The sequence below is a fragment of the Stackebrandtia sp. genome (genome assembly GCF_035643755.1).
GTDB lineage: Bacteria > Actinomycetota > Actinomycetes > Mycobacteriales > Micromonosporaceae > Stackebrandtia.
The window spans coordinates 20456-35025 of record NZ_DASQPW010000218.1; the positions used below are offsets into that span (position 1 = coordinate 20456).

Here is a 14570-nt window from a genome sequence, read left to right on the forward strand (position 1 = left end):
GCTTTGCGGCAACGTGCCGTTAACCCGCGGCGTGTGGATCGGTGCGAACCGACCACTCGAGAAGGACACAAGCCTCATGAACCAGCTGAACCTCTCCCGCCGCCTCAAGCGGGGAGGCCTGATCGCCGCGGCGCTGGCGCTCGGCACGCTCGCCGCCGGCGCGGTGGCCGTCGCCGACGCCGACCCGACCGCCAAGGCCGTCGCCACCACCTCCGACTTCGACGGCGACGGCAAGAACGACCTGGTGATGCAGGGCTCCCGGCCCGACTCCGGCGAGGCCTCCGTCATGGTGGACTACACCAGCAAGCTCGCCTCCAAGGAGCTGTACCCCTCCGACGCCTACGGCACGCAGGGCTTCGGCGTCGGCCTGGCCACCGGCGACCTCAACGGTGACGGCTTCGACGACCTCGCGGTGGGCTGCGAGCAGTGCGACTGGGAGTGGAGCGGCGCCACGGTGTCGATCTTCAACGGCTCCTCCGACGGCCTGAAGGCCGACTCCACGGTCGACACCGAGATCGGGTCCCCGCAGGACGCCGTGGCCATCGGCGAACTCAACGGCGCCAAGGGCCTCGACGTGGCCTCCACCAACCAGGGCTCGGGCGCCGTCGTGTCGTCCAAGGGCGACGACTACTGGGGCGACAAGCACTACGACACGAAGCTGCCCACCGACGACGAGTACCCGATCGGCGCGGTGGCCATCGGCGACGTCACCGGCGACGGCAAGCCCGACCTGGTGCTGGGCTCGCCCACCCACTCCGGCGGCGCCGTCACCGTCTTCCCCGGCCCCGTCGACGAGGGCAACAGCCAGACGGTCAAGGCCTCCGACCTCGGCGGCACCATCGGCGACCTCGGCGCGGCCCTGGCGGTCGCCGACTTCACCGGCGACGGCAAGGCCGACATCCTGGTCGGCGCCCCGAACTCCTCGACCGACACGGTGGCCTGCGGCGCCGCGGTCGTGCTGCGCGGCTCCGCCTCGGGCATCTCGGCCAAGGCCAGCCAGGTCATCGACCAGGACACCCCCGGCGTTCCCGGCGTCTGCGAAAGCGGCGACGGCTTCGGCGCCTCGGTCGCCGCCGGGGACCTCACCGGCGACGGCAAGCCCGAGGCCGTGGTCGGCGTCCCGAACGAGGGCATCGACGGCCACGTCCTCGTCGGCGACTACATCGAGCTGCCCCACAGCCCCTCGGGTCTCACCGGCACCGGATCCTTTGGCGTGTCCCAGAAGACCACCAACGTCCCCGGCACCGTCGAGGCCCGCGACTACTTCTCCTACGCGCTGTCCATCCAGGACATCAACCTCGACGGCCGCGCCGACGTCCTGATCGGAGCCCCGGGCGAGGACGTCGGCAGCGCCAAGGACGCGGGCCTGGTGACCCGCCTGTTCAGCGACTCCCACGGCAAACCCACCAGCAACTCCAACGACGTCGACGGCACCACCTACGATGTCGAGGACCTGGGCCTGGAACTGCCGTAACCGCGACACAACCCCGGGGCAACCGTCGTGAGGGGACGGTTGCCCCGTCTCATTTTTCGTACAGGTCATCGAGCCCGATCGTGACAACGCGATCCTCGTCGCGCACGCTCTCCTCGAATCCCTTGCCGCTGTAGAGCGTCAAGACGCAGTCCCGTACGTCATAGCCCGCCTCGCCGAGTAGTTCGTAAGCGCGGGCCAGGTGTTCCAGGTGCCGACCTCGCATGGTCTCGTTCCAATTTGTTTGCCCCAACGACAGGACGCGGCGCGGTTGTCCGATACCGAACACGGCGACATCGATGTTGATTGGTCGTCGGTGTCGAGGGTCGGGCACCGTGCCCGCACCGACGACGCCCGGCCAGTCGCTGAGGCGTTCCGCCAACTGCTCGTAGTCGCGGCACAGCTGAGCGAAGTGCGGTCTCACCACCGTGTTGATGTAGTGCGGGCGAGTGTCGCGCCACACCTTGTCCCCGTCGCCAGTCTCGATGAGGCTCCACTGCGGACGCATAGTGGCGAAGTAGAAGCGGAGGACGGGATCGATGACGCGGTACCGAGGACGATTCTTGCGGAAGACATCGGGTTCCTTGAGGATGAGTTCGCGGTCGAGCAAGACCTTGAGCGCATGGGAAAGCGTCTTGGCATGAGATCCTGTATGGGTCGCAATGGTCGGTTTCGTGTTGTCTCCCAGGGCGATAGCCGCGAGCAACGATCGACAGACATAGCCGCTCGACCCTCCTATTTCTTCAGCGATCCGGTGCCGAGGTTGATGGCACAGCGCGTTGGTGGGGTCAAACAGTGTCCGAATTACCCAGTCATCAATATCATCGGGGCCGCGCGGCACGTCGCCCTCGGCAAAGCGACGATACGCAGGCGTACCTCCCACAATGGAGTTGACCTGGGTGGCAAGTCTCGGGTCATCAATGCCCCAAAAGCGAGCCGCCGTGCGGTGGTCGAAGGGCCGCATCACGAGGGCAAAGGACTCTCCATAGGACGATGGGAAAAGCTCGTGGCGCACCGTGGTCATGACGGAACTATCCGAACCGCTCAGCACCAGCAACACGGGGGAGCGCAGTTGTGAGGCACATTCGAATTCACGACGGATGATCGACGGCAGCTCGGGCGACTCCTTGGCGAGGCAGGTGATGTCATCGATGGCGATGAATGTGGGACGTGTCCTAACGCGACGAAACAGGAAGCACATGGCGTCGTACCAGTCTGGGAAGTGGTCCACTGGTTCTTTGAGGTAGTCGCTCAGGGCTTGCCTGAAAAACCTCAGAGACTCGGCTTCTGTTGCCTTGGAGCCCGAGAAGTAGAAGCCGCGCTGCGATTTGGCCACGGCGCGAAGAAGTTGGGTCTTGCCTTGGTGACGACGTCCATGGATGATGCCGAGCTGCGGGTAGCTGGGTACCTGGTCGAGCGAATTCCATTCTCTGTCGCGCGCGAAAATCTCAGGTGGTTTGGGCATAGGCGCCTCCGAGGCGAGAAGGTCGTTGTTGGCAATGCCGAGATTAGCTACTTAGCGTGACCGCTCCAATTGGATTTTGGGTTGCGGGGCGGTTATCCCCAATCGCACCCGTACCGCTCGCGGTGGCCGTCCCAGAAGATGAGGTAGCTGCCGATGGTGGTCTCAAACTCGCCCTCGCCGTTGTAGACGTGGCACAGCCCCGTGTACATGCCGATGTCGAAGAATCCGCTGTTGAGGCAGTCCAGCGCCCAGTCGTGGAGGTCGCGGTGGAGCGTATCCAGGTTGGGCTCGTAGGGGAGCGGCATGACCTCGACTTCGTCGTAGTCGACGGCGGTGCAGGTGGGTTTGCGGATCTCGGCGAGCTCGAAGGCGAAGGAGACGGCGCGGGAATCGTTGCGGGACTTGAGGTTGGTCATGGTGTTGCCCTTCTGTGCGAAGTTCATCGGCGCGGTTCCACCGAGAGTCACATCTCGTGCACTAGAATGTGCGCAGTTCTGAGAATGAAATGGAATTCCCACAATGTCAATAGAACTCGCCGAAACGGTTCACGTTCTGTCGGAACGCCGACACTCTGGAAGGGAGCTCATCGTGGACGAGGGAGTCAGCCCCACGCTGCGGCAATGGCAACTCGCCGAGGCGCTTCAGGGATATCGAGACAGGGCGTCAATGACCCTGGATCAGGCCGCCGCCAAACTGAGAGAGGTCGGCAAGCGGTGGTCGAAGTCGAAGATCCATCGCATCGAGACCCGCAGCTACGCACCCAAACCGTCCGAGGTCGAACAGTTCGCCGAGGTGTATGGACTGTCGAAACAAGAGACCGAAGAGCTCGTGCGGATGTCTCACGAGGCGCGCGAGAAGGGGTGGTGGCAGTCGAGCGCGATGCCGAAGACCTTCCACACCATGGCGGGCCTGGAGCGGGATGCCAAGGAGATACGGCAATGGGAGATCGCGCTGATCCCTGGGCTGATGCAGACATCGGACTATGCCAGAGCCGTCATCGAATCGATCGAGCCGAGCACGCCGCCAGATGTGGTCGACAGCCTGGTAGCGGCACGAACGACTAGGGGCAGGGTGATCACCCGCAAATCTCCACCGAAGGTGCACGTCATTCTCTGCGAGATGGCACTGCGCTGTCCAGTCGGCGGCCGAAAGGTCATGAGAGGTCAGCTCGAGAAGATCATCGAGCTGACAAATGAGCGAAACATCCTGGTCCAGGTGGCGCCCATAGCAGGCGGGGTCAACCCAGGCCTCGAGGGCGGGTTCAGCATCCTCTCCCTGCCGCAACTGAGTTCGGACATTGGATACGCCGACGGGGTGATGGGTCCCGTGTATTTGGAAAGTCAGGACGATGTTCGACGGTGCACCATGCGATTCGCTGCGCTGGCCACTCTTGCGCTGTCTCCGAAGAAATCGACCGAGCTGGTCCGAACTATCCTTACGGAGTACCAATTATCCGAGAGGGGGCGTGGGATGACTGCGCTTGACCTGTCCCGCGCCACTTGGCGTAAAAGTTCACGCTCTGGAGCGAACAGCGGCGGCGGCCAGTGCGTGGAGGTCATTGCGCTGACAAGTCGTCCGTGGCGCAGGAGCAATCGCACGGGTGGCGCGAACGGCAGCGGTGGCAACTGCGTCGAGGTTGTCGGGCTGCGCGGTGACCGCGTCGCGGTGCGGGACAACAAGAACCCGTAGCCTTCTCGCTTCATCCAGTAAGGTCTTCAAGCAGGACTGGCGCCAAGCCATAACGCCAGCCGTCCCATCCTTCGCGAGAGCCCTCAGTCCAAAGAAATCTCCGTCCCATGACGCCAGCCCGTGCGTTCTGGGTGGTGAAGTGGCACAAACTCGGGAGGCCCCCAATGTGGCCGCGGCCTAGGCTGAGATACCACTGGGAATCATCTTCACGAGGACGTAGGAACCACGATGAGCGACGATGACATGAACATCGATTTCGACGGCGACGGTCACTTCGACCACGACTACGAAACCGAGCATCTCGACGACGGCACCACCGCCTACGTCCACCACGACGACGACGGCAATGTCGACGCCGTCGCCTACGACACCGACCACGACGGCTACATCGACGAGATGGACACCGACGAAAACGGCGACGGCACCCTCGACCACCACATGACCGACACCACTGGTGACGGCTACATGGACACCGACGAGGCGGAAGACGGCCCCAGCCACGACATCACCGACGACTCGTCCTCCACCGACGACTCGGCCCCCGCCGACGACACCGAGCACGCGGACGGCAACGGCCCTATCGGCGACAACCTGGGCACCTTCGACGCCAGCGACGCCCACGACGACGGCCTCGGCTACCTCGACGAGCACGTCACGCGCTAACGCCTTGGCGCCAGCCAGGACATGAAGGGACCAACCGTGGGAGGAGCGGTTGGTCCCTTCGCCTTTGGTAATAGGTTCACAAAGAGTGCGCGCCAGGTGATAATCGGCCACGACGCCGACCCCGCCGTTTTCGAAGTGGCACGCATTTGGGATTCTCCGAACCAGCGCTGCGCATAACGTGGGCTTCACCAGGAGATAAAGCTAAGAAACAGCGAAGGGAACGACAATGACTGACAGCGACGACATGTGGATCGACGCCGACGGCGACGGCAACGCCGACGAGGTCACCGACCACTACACGACCTCCGATGGCACCGAGGCGTACGAGGTCGACTCCGACGGTGACGGCCAGACCGACGCGATCGCCTACGACGAGAACGGCGACGGAACGGTCGAGTACCTCGTCACCGACGAGAACGACAACGGCACGTTTGACCACGCCTACGCGGACTCCTCGGGCGACGGCTACGTGGACGACGAGGTCAGCCTGGACGACAGCCCCTACGGTGACGACACCCACGCCAACCCCGACGACCACGCCAGCGACCACGGCGACGACAAGGACAAGGACGACTCGGGCGACGACAAGTCCGACAGCGGAAAGTCCGACGACAAGGACGCCACGTCTGGTCTGGACAGCATTCTGGGGAACTAACCCACGGGCTTCTTTCGCGAGGGCGTACATGGGCGGGACCGATCGGTCCCGCCCATTTGTCGTGCCCGAAACCCGCTTGGCGGGTCCGGAGTTCTTCGGTTACGCTCTCGGGCACGGCATCGACGGAGCCGAGTAGCGCGTCCGTCCACCGCGGAAGAGAGAGCCACCGGTAGCTGGGAAGGTGGGGCGCGGTCGGGCGTGTGAAGACCCTCCCGAGCCGCGGGAAGAAAAGGCGATCGCGCCGGAGTAGAACCCGCCGAGTGGCCCACGTGACGGGCGTCGAATGAGGCCGTGCGCAGCCAGCGCGCGGCGAAGGTGTGGTGGCACAGCGATATCCCGATCGCCCACACCTCCGGGGTTTTCACACAACCAAGGAGGTGTTGAACAAGATGACCACATCAACCACGCCGAACCCCGCGGTGACCGACGCGCCCGAAAGGGTGTTGTCGTCGGCGCTCGCGGAACGGGTCGGCGAAGAGGTACTCGTCGCGGGTTGGCTGCATCGCAGGAGGCTGCTGAAGTCCGTGGCGTTCGCGATCGTCAGGGACCGCGGCGGATTGGCCCAGGTGGTGATCGGTGAGCCCGAGGCACGGGACGTGCTGGAGGGGTTGGCCGAGGAGACCGTCGTCGAGGTGACGGGGGTGGTGACCGCGAACGCGGACGCCCCCGGAGGCGTCGAGATCACCGGACCCGAGATCACGGTCGTGTCCCAGGCCGAGCCGCCGCCGTTTGACCTGTATCGGCCGCGGCTGCGGGCGAACCTGCCGACGCTGCTGGACCACGCGCCCGTCGCACTGCGGCAGCCCAGGCATCGGGCGGCGTTCGAGATCGCCGCCGCCGCGACGCGCGGGTTTCGGGAGGTGTTGAACGCCAAGGGTTTCACCGAGGTGTCGACGCCGAAGATCGTCGCCGGCGCCACCGAGAGCGGGGCGAACGTATTCAAGCTGGACTACTTCGGACGTCCGGCGTACCTGGCGCAGAGCCCGCAGTTCTACAAGCAGACCATGGTCGGGGTGTTCGAGCGGGTGTTCGAGGTGGGGCCGGTGTTCCGGGCCGAGCCGCACGACACCGTCAGGCACCTGGCCGAATACACGTCGCTGGACGCCGAGTTCGGGTTCATCGCCGACCATCGGGACGTGGCGGCGGTGCTGAGGGACACCGTGGACGGCATGTTGTCCAGTGTGGCCGACCGTGCGTCGGCCGCGTTGGAGCGGCTCGAGTTGTCGGTTCCCGTGGTGCCCGAAGAGCTCCCGTCGATTCACTTCAGCGAGGCGCTGGAGCTGATCTCGCGGGACGGCGGCGTCGACGTCACCGCCGAGAACGACCTGGCGCCCGCGCACGAGCGGTTCATGGGCGAGTGGGCGCGGCGGGAGCACGGCAGCGACTTCCTGGTCGTGGCCGGGTATCCGATGTCGAAGCGGCCGTTCTACACCGCGGCCGACCCGCGCCGACCGGGCTACAGCGACTCCTTCGACCTGCTGTTTCGGGGCACCGAGCTGGTGACCGGGGGGCGGCGGCTGCATCGCTACGCCGACTATCTGAAGGCCCTGGCGGCGCAGGGCGAGGGTCCGGACGCCTACGCCGGGTACCTGGACGCGTTTCGGCACGGCATGCCGCCGCACGGCGGGTTCGCCATCGGGCTGGAGCGGTTCGTGGCGCAGCTGACCGGGGCGGCGAACATCCGGGAGGTCACGCTGTTCCCGCGCGACCTCCACCGCGTCGCTCCATGATGGAAGGTGTCGGCGGCGTCAGCGCCGCCGACACCTATTCCAGGATCAGCGGCATGAGCCTTTCCGCCACCGGGATCACCTCGTCGACTCCGACGTCGCGGCCCACCTCGCGGGTCAGCGAGGTCATGGTGACGTCCTCGATCGCGCAAGGCGAGATCTTCGAGAACGCGGACATGTCGCAGTCGCAGTTCAGGGCGAAGCCGTGCAGCGTCACCCGCCAGCGCACCCGCACCCCGATCGAGGCGATCTTGCGGACTCCGCCGCGGTCGTCGGCGGGCACCCACACGCCGGTCTGGCCGTCCACGCGCGTGGTGTCGACGCCGAACTCGGCGCACACCGCCATGATCATCCCCTCGAGGCGGCGAACGTACTTCACCACGTCGATGGGCTTGCGCAGCTTCACGATCGGGTAGCCCACCAGCTGGCCGGGGCCGTGCCAGGTGATCTGGCCGCCCCGGTCCACCGTGACCACGGGCGTGCCGTCGTTGGGCAGCGTCCACGCCTCGGTGCGCCGCCCCGCCGTGTACACGCTGGGGTGTTGCAGCAGCAGGACGGTGTCGCCGATGTCGTCGTTGATGCGCTGCTCCTGCAGGACCCGCTGCCGGTCCCAGGCGTCCTGATAGCCGATGGTGCCCACCCGGTCGATGACCAGGCCCTCGTTGTCTACCGCTGTTGTCACGGCATCGAGCCTAATCCCGAATTGAGACCCCGCCAGGGTGGAGCCGATCACGGCGAACGCGTAAAGTCGCACTCGCCCCTGCGAGGAAGGACCGACAACCGTGCGCTTGCCGCGAATTCTGGCCCCCATCGCGTTGACGGCGGTCGCCCTGCTCGGACTGTCCGCCTGTGCGGCGAGCGCGGTCGACTCCACCGTCCCCAGCGATTACTCGATGGCGCAGGCCGACCGCTCCGACATGCCCGACGCGATCAAGAAGATCCTCGATTCCGGGCGCATCACGGTCGGCACCAAGTTCGACCAGCCGCTGACGGGGCTGCGCGACGACGCCACCGGACGCATCGAGGGCTTCGACGCCGAGATCGCGCGGATCATCGCGCAGCGCATCTTCGGTGACGTCGGCGAGGGCGACAACCTGGACTTCATCGAGACCGTGTCGAAAAACCGTGAGAAGTATCTGGGATACAAGCATCACAGCGTCGTCGACCTGGTGATCGGCACCTACTCGATCAGCGCCGACCGCCAGAAGATGGTGGACTTCGCGGGACCGTACTACGAGGCGGGCCAGTCGATCATGACCCGCAAGGGCGACCACATAGACAAGGTGTCGCAGCTGTCGGGCAAGAAGGTGTGCACGGCGAAGGGCTCGACGTCCGTCGAGAATGTCATGAAGCTCAACAAGTCCGCCAAGCCGACGATTCTGAGCGACTACTCCAGTTGCCGCAAGGCCCTGCTGGACAAGCAGGTCGACGCGGTCACCACCGACAACGTGATCCTCTACGGCTACGCCGACCAGGACCCCGACGAGCTGGAGGTCTCCAAGAAGACCTTCAGTTCCGAGCCGTACGGCGTGGGGATCCACAACAACTCGCCCGAGGTCGTCAAGTTCATCAACGACACCCTGAAGCTCGCCTTCTCCAACGGCGACTGGCAGGCCGCCTTCAACCGCACCCTGGGCGCCGCCGGGGTCGCCCTCCCCAAGACTCCGAAAATCACCACCGACTGACGGCGTGTCGCTTGACCGACCGCCCCGACTGTTCTGAAATTGGTTTGCAATTTCAATCACGACAGCGGGGAGTAACCCATGAAGGTCGCCTTCGTCGGCAAGGGGGGCAGCGGCAAGACCACCATGGCCTCGCTGTTCGCGCGCCGCGCCGTCGAGACCGGTCACCAGGTGTTCGCCATCGACGCCGACATCAACCAGCACCTGGCCGCCGCGCTCGGGGTGGACGCCTCCGCGGACCTGCCGCCGCTGGGGGAGCGGATCGCCGAGATCAAGGATTACCTGCGCGGCACCAACCCCCGCATCGCCTCGGCCGACGCGATGGTCAAGACCACCCCGCCCGGCGCCGGCTCCCGGCTGCTCACCCTCGCCGACAATCCCCTGTACGCCACCTGCACCCGCCGCCACGCGGGGCTGCGGCTTGCCGTCACCGGCGGCTTCGCCACCGACGACCTCGGGGTGGCCTGCTACCACTCCAAGACCGGCGCGGTCGAGCTGCTGCTCAACCACCTGGTCGACGGGGCCCGGGAATACGTTGTGGTGGACATGATCGCCGGTGCCGAGGCCTTCGCCTCGGGTATGTTCACCCGCTTCGACCGCACCTTCCTGGTGTGCGAGCCCACCGTCCGCAGCGTCGGGGTGTACAAGCAGTACGCCGAGTACGCCGCCGACTACGACGTGGCGATCTCGGTGATCGGCAACAAGATCGACGACGCCGACGACGCCGACTTCCTGCGCGAGCACGTCGGGGAGGCGCTGTTCGCCTGCTTCGGGCGGTCCCGTTACGTCAAGGCCGCCGAACGCGGTGACCTGCAACCGATCGCCGCGCTGGAGCCCGGCAATCTCGCGGTCCTGGACAACGCCCGCGGCCTGGTGGAGCTGGGCGGCAAGGACTGGGGAAAGTTCACCCGCCAGGCCCGCCAGTTCCACGTCCGCAACGCCGAGGCGTGGGCGAACTCGCGCAGCGGCGCCGACCTGAGCGATCAGATCGACCCGGACTTCGTGCTTGGTCCACAGTGCCTGGACGATCTCTCCGGATCCGTGACAGTCCGATAGCCGACAGTGTCGGCGCCGCGGGATTGGAAGGATTGTGGACCATCCACGATGACAAGGAGTGCTCATGTCCCTTGATGTTTCGCCCGAGCTTTTGGAAAAGGCCGAACGCGGTGACGTCAGCGACGCCGAGTTCGTCGACTGCGTACGCCAATCGCTTCCCTTCGCCTGGGAAACGATCGCCCGGGTGGTGAACGACCTGCGCGGCGGCGGGGGAGAGTTCGCCGACAACGTCACGCCGCCGCCCGACGAGAAGGCTCGGGGGCAGCTGCTGCGCGCCCTGGCCTCCGACGCGATCCGCGGGGGCCTGGAGCGGCACTTCGGGGTGAAGCTGGCCTTCCAGAACTGCCACCGGGTCGCGGCCTTCACGCCCTCGGCCGTCGACAGCGACCGCTACCGCCGCTTCATCTCCCCGGTCGGCCAGCTGCGCAACCAGTCCCCGGAGCTGCGGGACTGCTGAGAAGGGTGAAGATCGACCTGTTCCTGGTGGGCGACGCCCACCATCGGTCCGCAGCGGACGTTCCGGCGGCCCTGGCGGAATACGCCATGGCCGCCGAGGCCGCCGGTTTCGACGCGGTATGGATCGCCGAACACCACTTCATCCGCTACGGCGCCTGCCCCTCGGTGCCGCTGCTGGCCGCCCACATCCTCGCCCGCACCACCCGGCTGCGGGTCGGTTCGGCCGCCTGCGTGCTGTCCAACCGACACCCCGTGGCCCTGGCCGAGGAGGCCGTCATGCTGGACGGCCTGTCCGGCGGGCGTTTCCTGCTCGGGGTGGCGCGCGGCGGCCCCTGGGTGGACCTGGAGGTCTTCGGCACCGGGCGCGAACGCTTCGACCGCGGCTTCGGCGAGGCGGTGGACGTGTTGCGGGACTGGATATCGGGGCCGCCGCGGGTGAGCGCGGCGGGGGAGTTCTTCCGGTTTCGCCCCGTGCCGGTGCTGGCCCGTCCCCGCGGCGCCTTCCCCATCTGGATCGCCGCCACCTCACCGCCCACCGTGGACGCCGCGGCACGCCGCGGACTGCCGCTGCTGCTGGGCATCCACGCCACCGACGACGACAAGGCCGCCATGATCCGGCGCTGGAACACGGCCGCCGCCGACGCCGGGCACGACCCGTCCGGCGCCGAGCACGCCGCCGTCTACCTGGCCCACGCCACCGACGACGGCGCGGACCGCCTGCGCGAGGCCATGACCGACTGGCTGTCGACCGGCGTGGGCGACTACGTCCGCCTCGACGGCGGCCGGGGCTCCGGCGATCAACGCGGCTATGTGGAGCGACTGGCCGCCGAGCACCTGGTGGGGCCCGCGCCCGGCCTGGCCGCGCGGCTGGCCGACAGCGCCGCCGCCACCGAGATCTCCCGGGCCCTGCTGCTGGTCGAGGGCATCGGCGAGGGCGCCGCCGTGCGCGACAACATCGCGCGCCTGGGCGCCGCCCTGCGCCCTATCGCGACGCCACGGCCCAGGTGAGCGCCTCCGAAATCGTCGGGTCGGAGAACTCGAAGTCGTTGTCCCGCAACACTTTCGGCACGATCTCGGTGCCGCGCAGCAGCTCCACGGCGGCCTCGCCCGCCCCGAAACGCAGCGCCGCGCCCGGCACCACCCACGGCGTGGGACGCCGCAGCGCCGCGCCCAGCGCGCGGGTGAACTCCGCGTTGGTCACCGGCGTCGGACCCACGAGGTTGACCGGGCCCGCGATGTCGCGGTCCAGCAGGAGGTCCACGGCCGCCAGCCAGTCGCGCAGCGAGATCCACGGGAAGTACTGCCGCCCCGAACCGAAGCGGCCGCCCAGCCCCAGCTTGAACAGCGGGATGAGCCGCTTCAGCATCACCGAATCCGGCGCCATCACGTGCCCGGTGCGCAGCGGCACCACCCGGGCCCCGGCCTCGGCGGCGGGCGCGGTGGCCTCCTCCCAGCGCCGGCACGTGACGCCCAGAAAGTCGTCGCCCGGCTCGGCCGTCTCGTCCACCACCGCGGGGTTGTCGCCGTAGTAGCCGACCGCGGAACCGTTGAGCAGCACCGGAACCCTGGCGACGGCGACGGCCTCGGCGATCGCCCGCGTCGCGTTGACGCGGCTGTCGCGGATCAGCCGCTTGTACGTCTCGGTCCAGCGCCTGTCGGCCACGCCGGCGCCGCACAGGTTGATCACCGCGTCGGCGCCCTCGAGCACACCGGAGTCCAGCTCACCGCCGTCGGGGTCCCACGCCACCTCGCCGGGCTCCTCGGCGCGGCGCCGCACCAGCCGCTCCACGCGGTGGCCGTCGCTGGACAGCCGGGCGGCCAGGTGCCGTCCGAGGAAACCGGAGGCCCCGGCCATGACTATGCGCATCCGCCGATTGTGGCATGCCCTACAGCCAGTTGTTCTTCTTGAGCAGCCGATAGACGAACAGACACGCCCCGAGCATCACGATGACCACCAGCGGGTAGCCGATCGTCCAATGCAGCTCGGGCATGTACGTGAAGTTCATGCCGTACACGCCGGCCACCAGGGTCGGCACCGCGATGATCGCCGCCCACGACGAGATCTTGCGCATGTCGGTGTTCTGCTGGATCGACACCTGCGCCAGGTGGGCCTGCATCACGCTGGTGACCTGCTCGCTCAGCGAGTCGATGGTGTTGTCCACCCGGTCCAGGTCGTGCAGCGACTGCTGGAACCGCTCGCGCATCCCGATCGGGACCGGCACCCGGCCCCGCGACAGGTCCGACATGACCGGGTGCAGCGGGTCCTCCACGCGGCGGAAGAACAGCACCTCGCGCTTCAGGCCGTAGATGTCGTCCAGCGGGTCGGCGGCGTGCAGGTCGAACACCCGGTGCTCGACCTCGATGATGTCAGACTCGATCTCGTGGGCGATGCGGTCGTAGGTGGCCACGATCTCGTCGCACACCTCCTGAACGATGATGTGCGGCCCGAACTTCAGGCACTCGGGGCGGTCGCGCAGCTGCTGCCGCACCTCGGCGAACAGGTCGGCGCATCCTTCGTGGACGGACAGCACGAGCTTGTCGGTCACGAACAGCAGCACCTGGGAGCTGGTCAGCGCCGAGCCCTCCTCGTTCGTGGCGCGGTGCAACGCCTTCAGCGCCACCACCAGGACGCCGCGCACCAGGGTGGCGCTCTGGCGGGACCGGTGCCGGGTCACCTCGTCGAAGTCGACATCGGACACCCCGAGCCGCCGCGTGGCGTTGGCGAAGGTCTCCTGGCTGGGGGATTCCAGGTCGACCCACAGGAAGTGGTCGCCGAAGCGCGTCAGATCCTCCAGGGCGGAGTCGAGGTCCTCGGTGAGCTCGACGGGGCGGGAGGCGTCGCACACGACGACATGTGGGGTGGTCATGTCGCCGATTATGCCCAGATTGATCCACCGCATGACATCGGGCCGCGTCAATGTTCGACGCGGCCCGATGATTGGCGTGCTTGGTTACAGCCCCAGCTGCGAGGCGAAGTCGCCGTCCTCCAGGCGCTGCTTGACCGCCGAGAGGTAACGCGCGGCGTCGGCGCCGTCGATGATGCGGTGGTCGTAGGACAGCGCCAGGTACATCATGGACCGTGGCGCGATGACCTCGCCCAGCTCGGGGTCGTTGACCACGACCGGGCGCTTCACGACCGCGCCGGTGCCCAGCATCGCCGACTGCGGCGCGTTCACGATCGGCGTGTCGAACAGGGCGCCGCGCGACCCGGTGTTGGTCAGCGTGAACGTGCCCCCGGCGATGTCGTCGGGGGTCAGCTTGTTGTTGCGGGTGCGCTCGGCGAGGTCGGCGATCCGCTTGGCCAGGCCGCCCAGGTTCAGGTCGCCGGCGTTGTGGATCACCGGGGCGATCAGGCCCTTGTCGGTGTCGACGGCCATGCCGAGGTTCTCGGCGGCCGGGTAGGTGACGGTGCCCGCGTCCATGTCGATGGTCGCGTTGACCTGCGGGTACACCTGGAGCGCCTCGACGGCGGCCATCGCGAAGAACGGCAGGAACGACAGCTTCACGCCGTGGCGCTGCAGGAACGCGTCCTTGGTGGCCGTGCGCAGGTGGGCGATCTTGGTGACGTCCACCTCGATCACCGTGGTCAGCTGGGCCTGCGAGTGCAGCGCGTCGAAGGTGTTCTTGGCGATCATCCTGCGCAGCCGCGACATCTTCTCGGTGCGGCCCCGCAGCGGGGACGGCTCCAGCGGCGCCGCGGGCTTCG

General features: G+C 67.1%; 15 protein-coding genes. 9 read left to right on the forward strand and 6 right to left on the reverse strand.

Annotation, left to right across the window (positions count from 1 at the left end):
- The first annotated feature begins 76 nt into the window (after positions 1-76).
- Positions 77-1474, forward strand: coding sequence for an FG-GAP-like repeat-containing protein (locus tag VE172_RS16905; protein ID WP_324803116.1), 1398 nt, complete (start codon positions 77-79; stop codon positions 1472-1474).
- A 49-nt stretch (positions 1475-1523) separates the two neighbouring features.
- On the opposite strand, the gene VE172_RS16910 is transcribed toward VE172_RS16905, so the two are convergent.
- Entirely contained in the window at positions 1524-2936 is a 1413-nt protein-coding gene (locus tag VE172_RS16910) for an AAA family ATPase (protein ID WP_324803117.1), read from the reverse strand.
- Between the two features lie 92 nt (positions 2937-3028).
- Complete coding sequence (locus VE172_RS16915; RefSeq protein ID WP_324803118.1) at positions 3029-3379, reverse strand: hypothetical protein; 351 nt, start codon at positions 3377-3379, stop codon at positions 3029-3031.
- A 145-nt stretch (positions 3380-3524) separates the two neighbouring features.
- Between VE172_RS16915 and VE172_RS16920 the strand changes: the two genes are divergently transcribed.
- From VE172_RS16920 to aspS, 4 genes are all read left to right on the forward strand, one after another.
- Complete coding sequence (locus VE172_RS16920) at positions 3525-4625, forward strand: Scr1 family TA system antitoxin-like transcriptional regulator (protein ID WP_324803119.1); 1101 nt, start codon at positions 3525-3527, stop codon at positions 4623-4625.
- A gap of 228 nt (positions 4626-4853) precedes the next feature.
- The gene (locus tag VE172_RS16925) at positions 4854-5288 is read left to right on the forward strand and encodes a hypothetical protein (protein WP_324803120.1); all 435 of its coding nucleotides are present in this window, start codon (positions 4854-4856) and stop codon (positions 5286-5288) included.
- Between the two features lie 226 nt (positions 5289-5514).
- Entirely contained in the window at positions 5515-5943 is a 429-nt protein-coding gene (locus tag VE172_RS16930) for a hypothetical protein (RefSeq protein WP_324803121.1), read from the forward strand.
- A 389-nt stretch (positions 5944-6332) separates the two neighbouring features.
- A complete protein-coding gene (gene aspS / locus VE172_RS16935; RefSeq protein ID WP_324803123.1) occupies positions 6333-7673 on the forward strand; it encodes an aspartate--tRNA(Asn) ligase in 1341 nt (446 codons plus the stop codon).
- Between the two features lie 34 nt (positions 7674-7707).
- Here the strand turns inward: aspS and lipB are convergent, their stop codons facing one another.
- Positions 7708-8352, reverse strand: a complete 645-nt coding sequence (gene lipB, locus VE172_RS16940) for a lipoyl(octanoyl) transferase LipB (RefSeq protein ID WP_324803124.1) — start codon at positions 8350-8352, stop codon at positions 7708-7710.
- A gap of 100 nt (positions 8353-8452) precedes the next feature.
- On the opposite strand from lipB, the gene VE172_RS16945 reads away from it, so the two are divergent.
- From VE172_RS16945 to VE172_RS16960, 4 genes are all read left to right on the forward strand, one after another.
- Entirely contained in the window at positions 8453-9355 is a 903-nt protein-coding gene (locus VE172_RS16945; RefSeq protein ID WP_324803125.1) for a glutamate ABC transporter substrate-binding protein, read from the forward strand.
- 78 nt (positions 9356-9433) lie between these two features.
- On the forward strand, positions 9434-10408 hold the full coding sequence (locus tag VE172_RS16950) for an ATP-binding protein (RefSeq protein WP_324803126.1): 975 nt from the start codon (positions 9434-9436) through the stop codon (positions 10406-10408).
- A 64-nt stretch (positions 10409-10472) separates the two neighbouring features.
- A complete protein-coding gene (locus tag VE172_RS16955) occupies positions 10473-10865 on the forward strand; it encodes an SCO5389 family protein (protein ID WP_324803127.1) in 393 nt (130 codons plus the stop codon).
- A 5-nt stretch (positions 10866-10870) separates the two neighbouring features.
- Positions 10871-11872, forward strand: a complete 1002-nt coding sequence (locus tag VE172_RS16960; protein WP_324803128.1) for an LLM class flavin-dependent oxidoreductase — start codon at positions 10871-10873, stop codon at positions 11870-11872.
- Here the strand turns inward: VE172_RS16960 and VE172_RS16965 are convergent.
- The 3 genes from VE172_RS16965 to VE172_RS16975 form a co-directional block, all read right to left on the reverse strand.
- Complete coding sequence (locus tag VE172_RS16965; protein ID WP_324803129.1) at positions 11847-12731, reverse strand: TIGR01777 family oxidoreductase; 885 nt, start codon at positions 12729-12731, stop codon at positions 11847-11849. The two genes, VE172_RS16960 and VE172_RS16965, sit on opposite strands and share 26 nt — an antisense overlap.
- Positions 12732-12750: 19 nt before the next feature.
- Positions 12751-13731 carry a magnesium and cobalt transport protein CorA gene (locus tag VE172_RS16970; RefSeq protein WP_324803130.1) on the reverse strand — a complete coding sequence of 327 codons (981 nt, stop codon included), beginning with the start codon at positions 13729-13731 and terminating at the stop codon, positions 12751-12753.
- Positions 13732-13815: 84 nt separating this feature from the next.
- Positions 13816-14570: 2-oxo acid dehydrogenase subunit E2 (locus VE172_RS16975; protein WP_324803131.1), on the reverse strand; the 755-nt coding region annotated here is incomplete at its 5' end.

Bases quoted from the DNA above. Each gene is read 5' to 3' on its own strand.
- VE172_RS16955 (WP_324803127.1), top strand. From the start codon at position 10,473: ATGTCCCTTGATGTTTCGCCCGAGCTTTTGGAAAAGGCCGAACGCGGT.
- VE172_RS16965 (WP_324803129.1), bottom strand. From the start codon at position 12,731: ATGCGCATAGTCATGGCCGGGGCCTCCGGTTTCCTCGGACGGCACCTG.
- VE172_RS16930 (WP_324803121.1), top strand. From the start codon at position 5,515: ATGACTGACAGCGACGACATGTGGATCGACGCCGACGGCGACGGCAAC.
- aspS (WP_324803123.1), top strand. From the start codon at position 6,333: ATGACCACATCAACCACGCCGAACCCCGCGGTGACCGACGCGCCCGAA.
- VE172_RS16910 (WP_324803117.1), bottom strand. From the start codon at position 2,936: ATGCCCAAACCACCTGAGATTTTCGCGCGCGACAGAGAATGGAATTCG.
- VE172_RS16925 (WP_324803120.1), top strand. From the start codon at position 4,854: ATGAGCGACGATGACATGAACATCGATTTCGACGGCGACGGTCACTTC.
- VE172_RS16950 (WP_324803126.1), top strand. From the start codon at position 9,434: ATGAAGGTCGCCTTCGTCGGCAAGGGGGGCAGCGGCAAGACCACCATG.
- VE172_RS16905 (WP_324803116.1), top strand. From the start codon at position 77: ATGAACCAGCTGAACCTCTCCCGCCGCCTCAAGCGGGGAGGCCTGATC.
- VE172_RS16915 (WP_324803118.1), bottom strand. From the start codon at position 3,379: ATGAACTTCGCACAGAAGGGCAACACCATGACCAACCTCAAGTCCCGC.
- VE172_RS16970 (WP_324803130.1), bottom strand. From the start codon at position 13,731: ATGACCACCCCACATGTCGTCGTGTGCGACGCCTCCCGCCCCGTCGAG.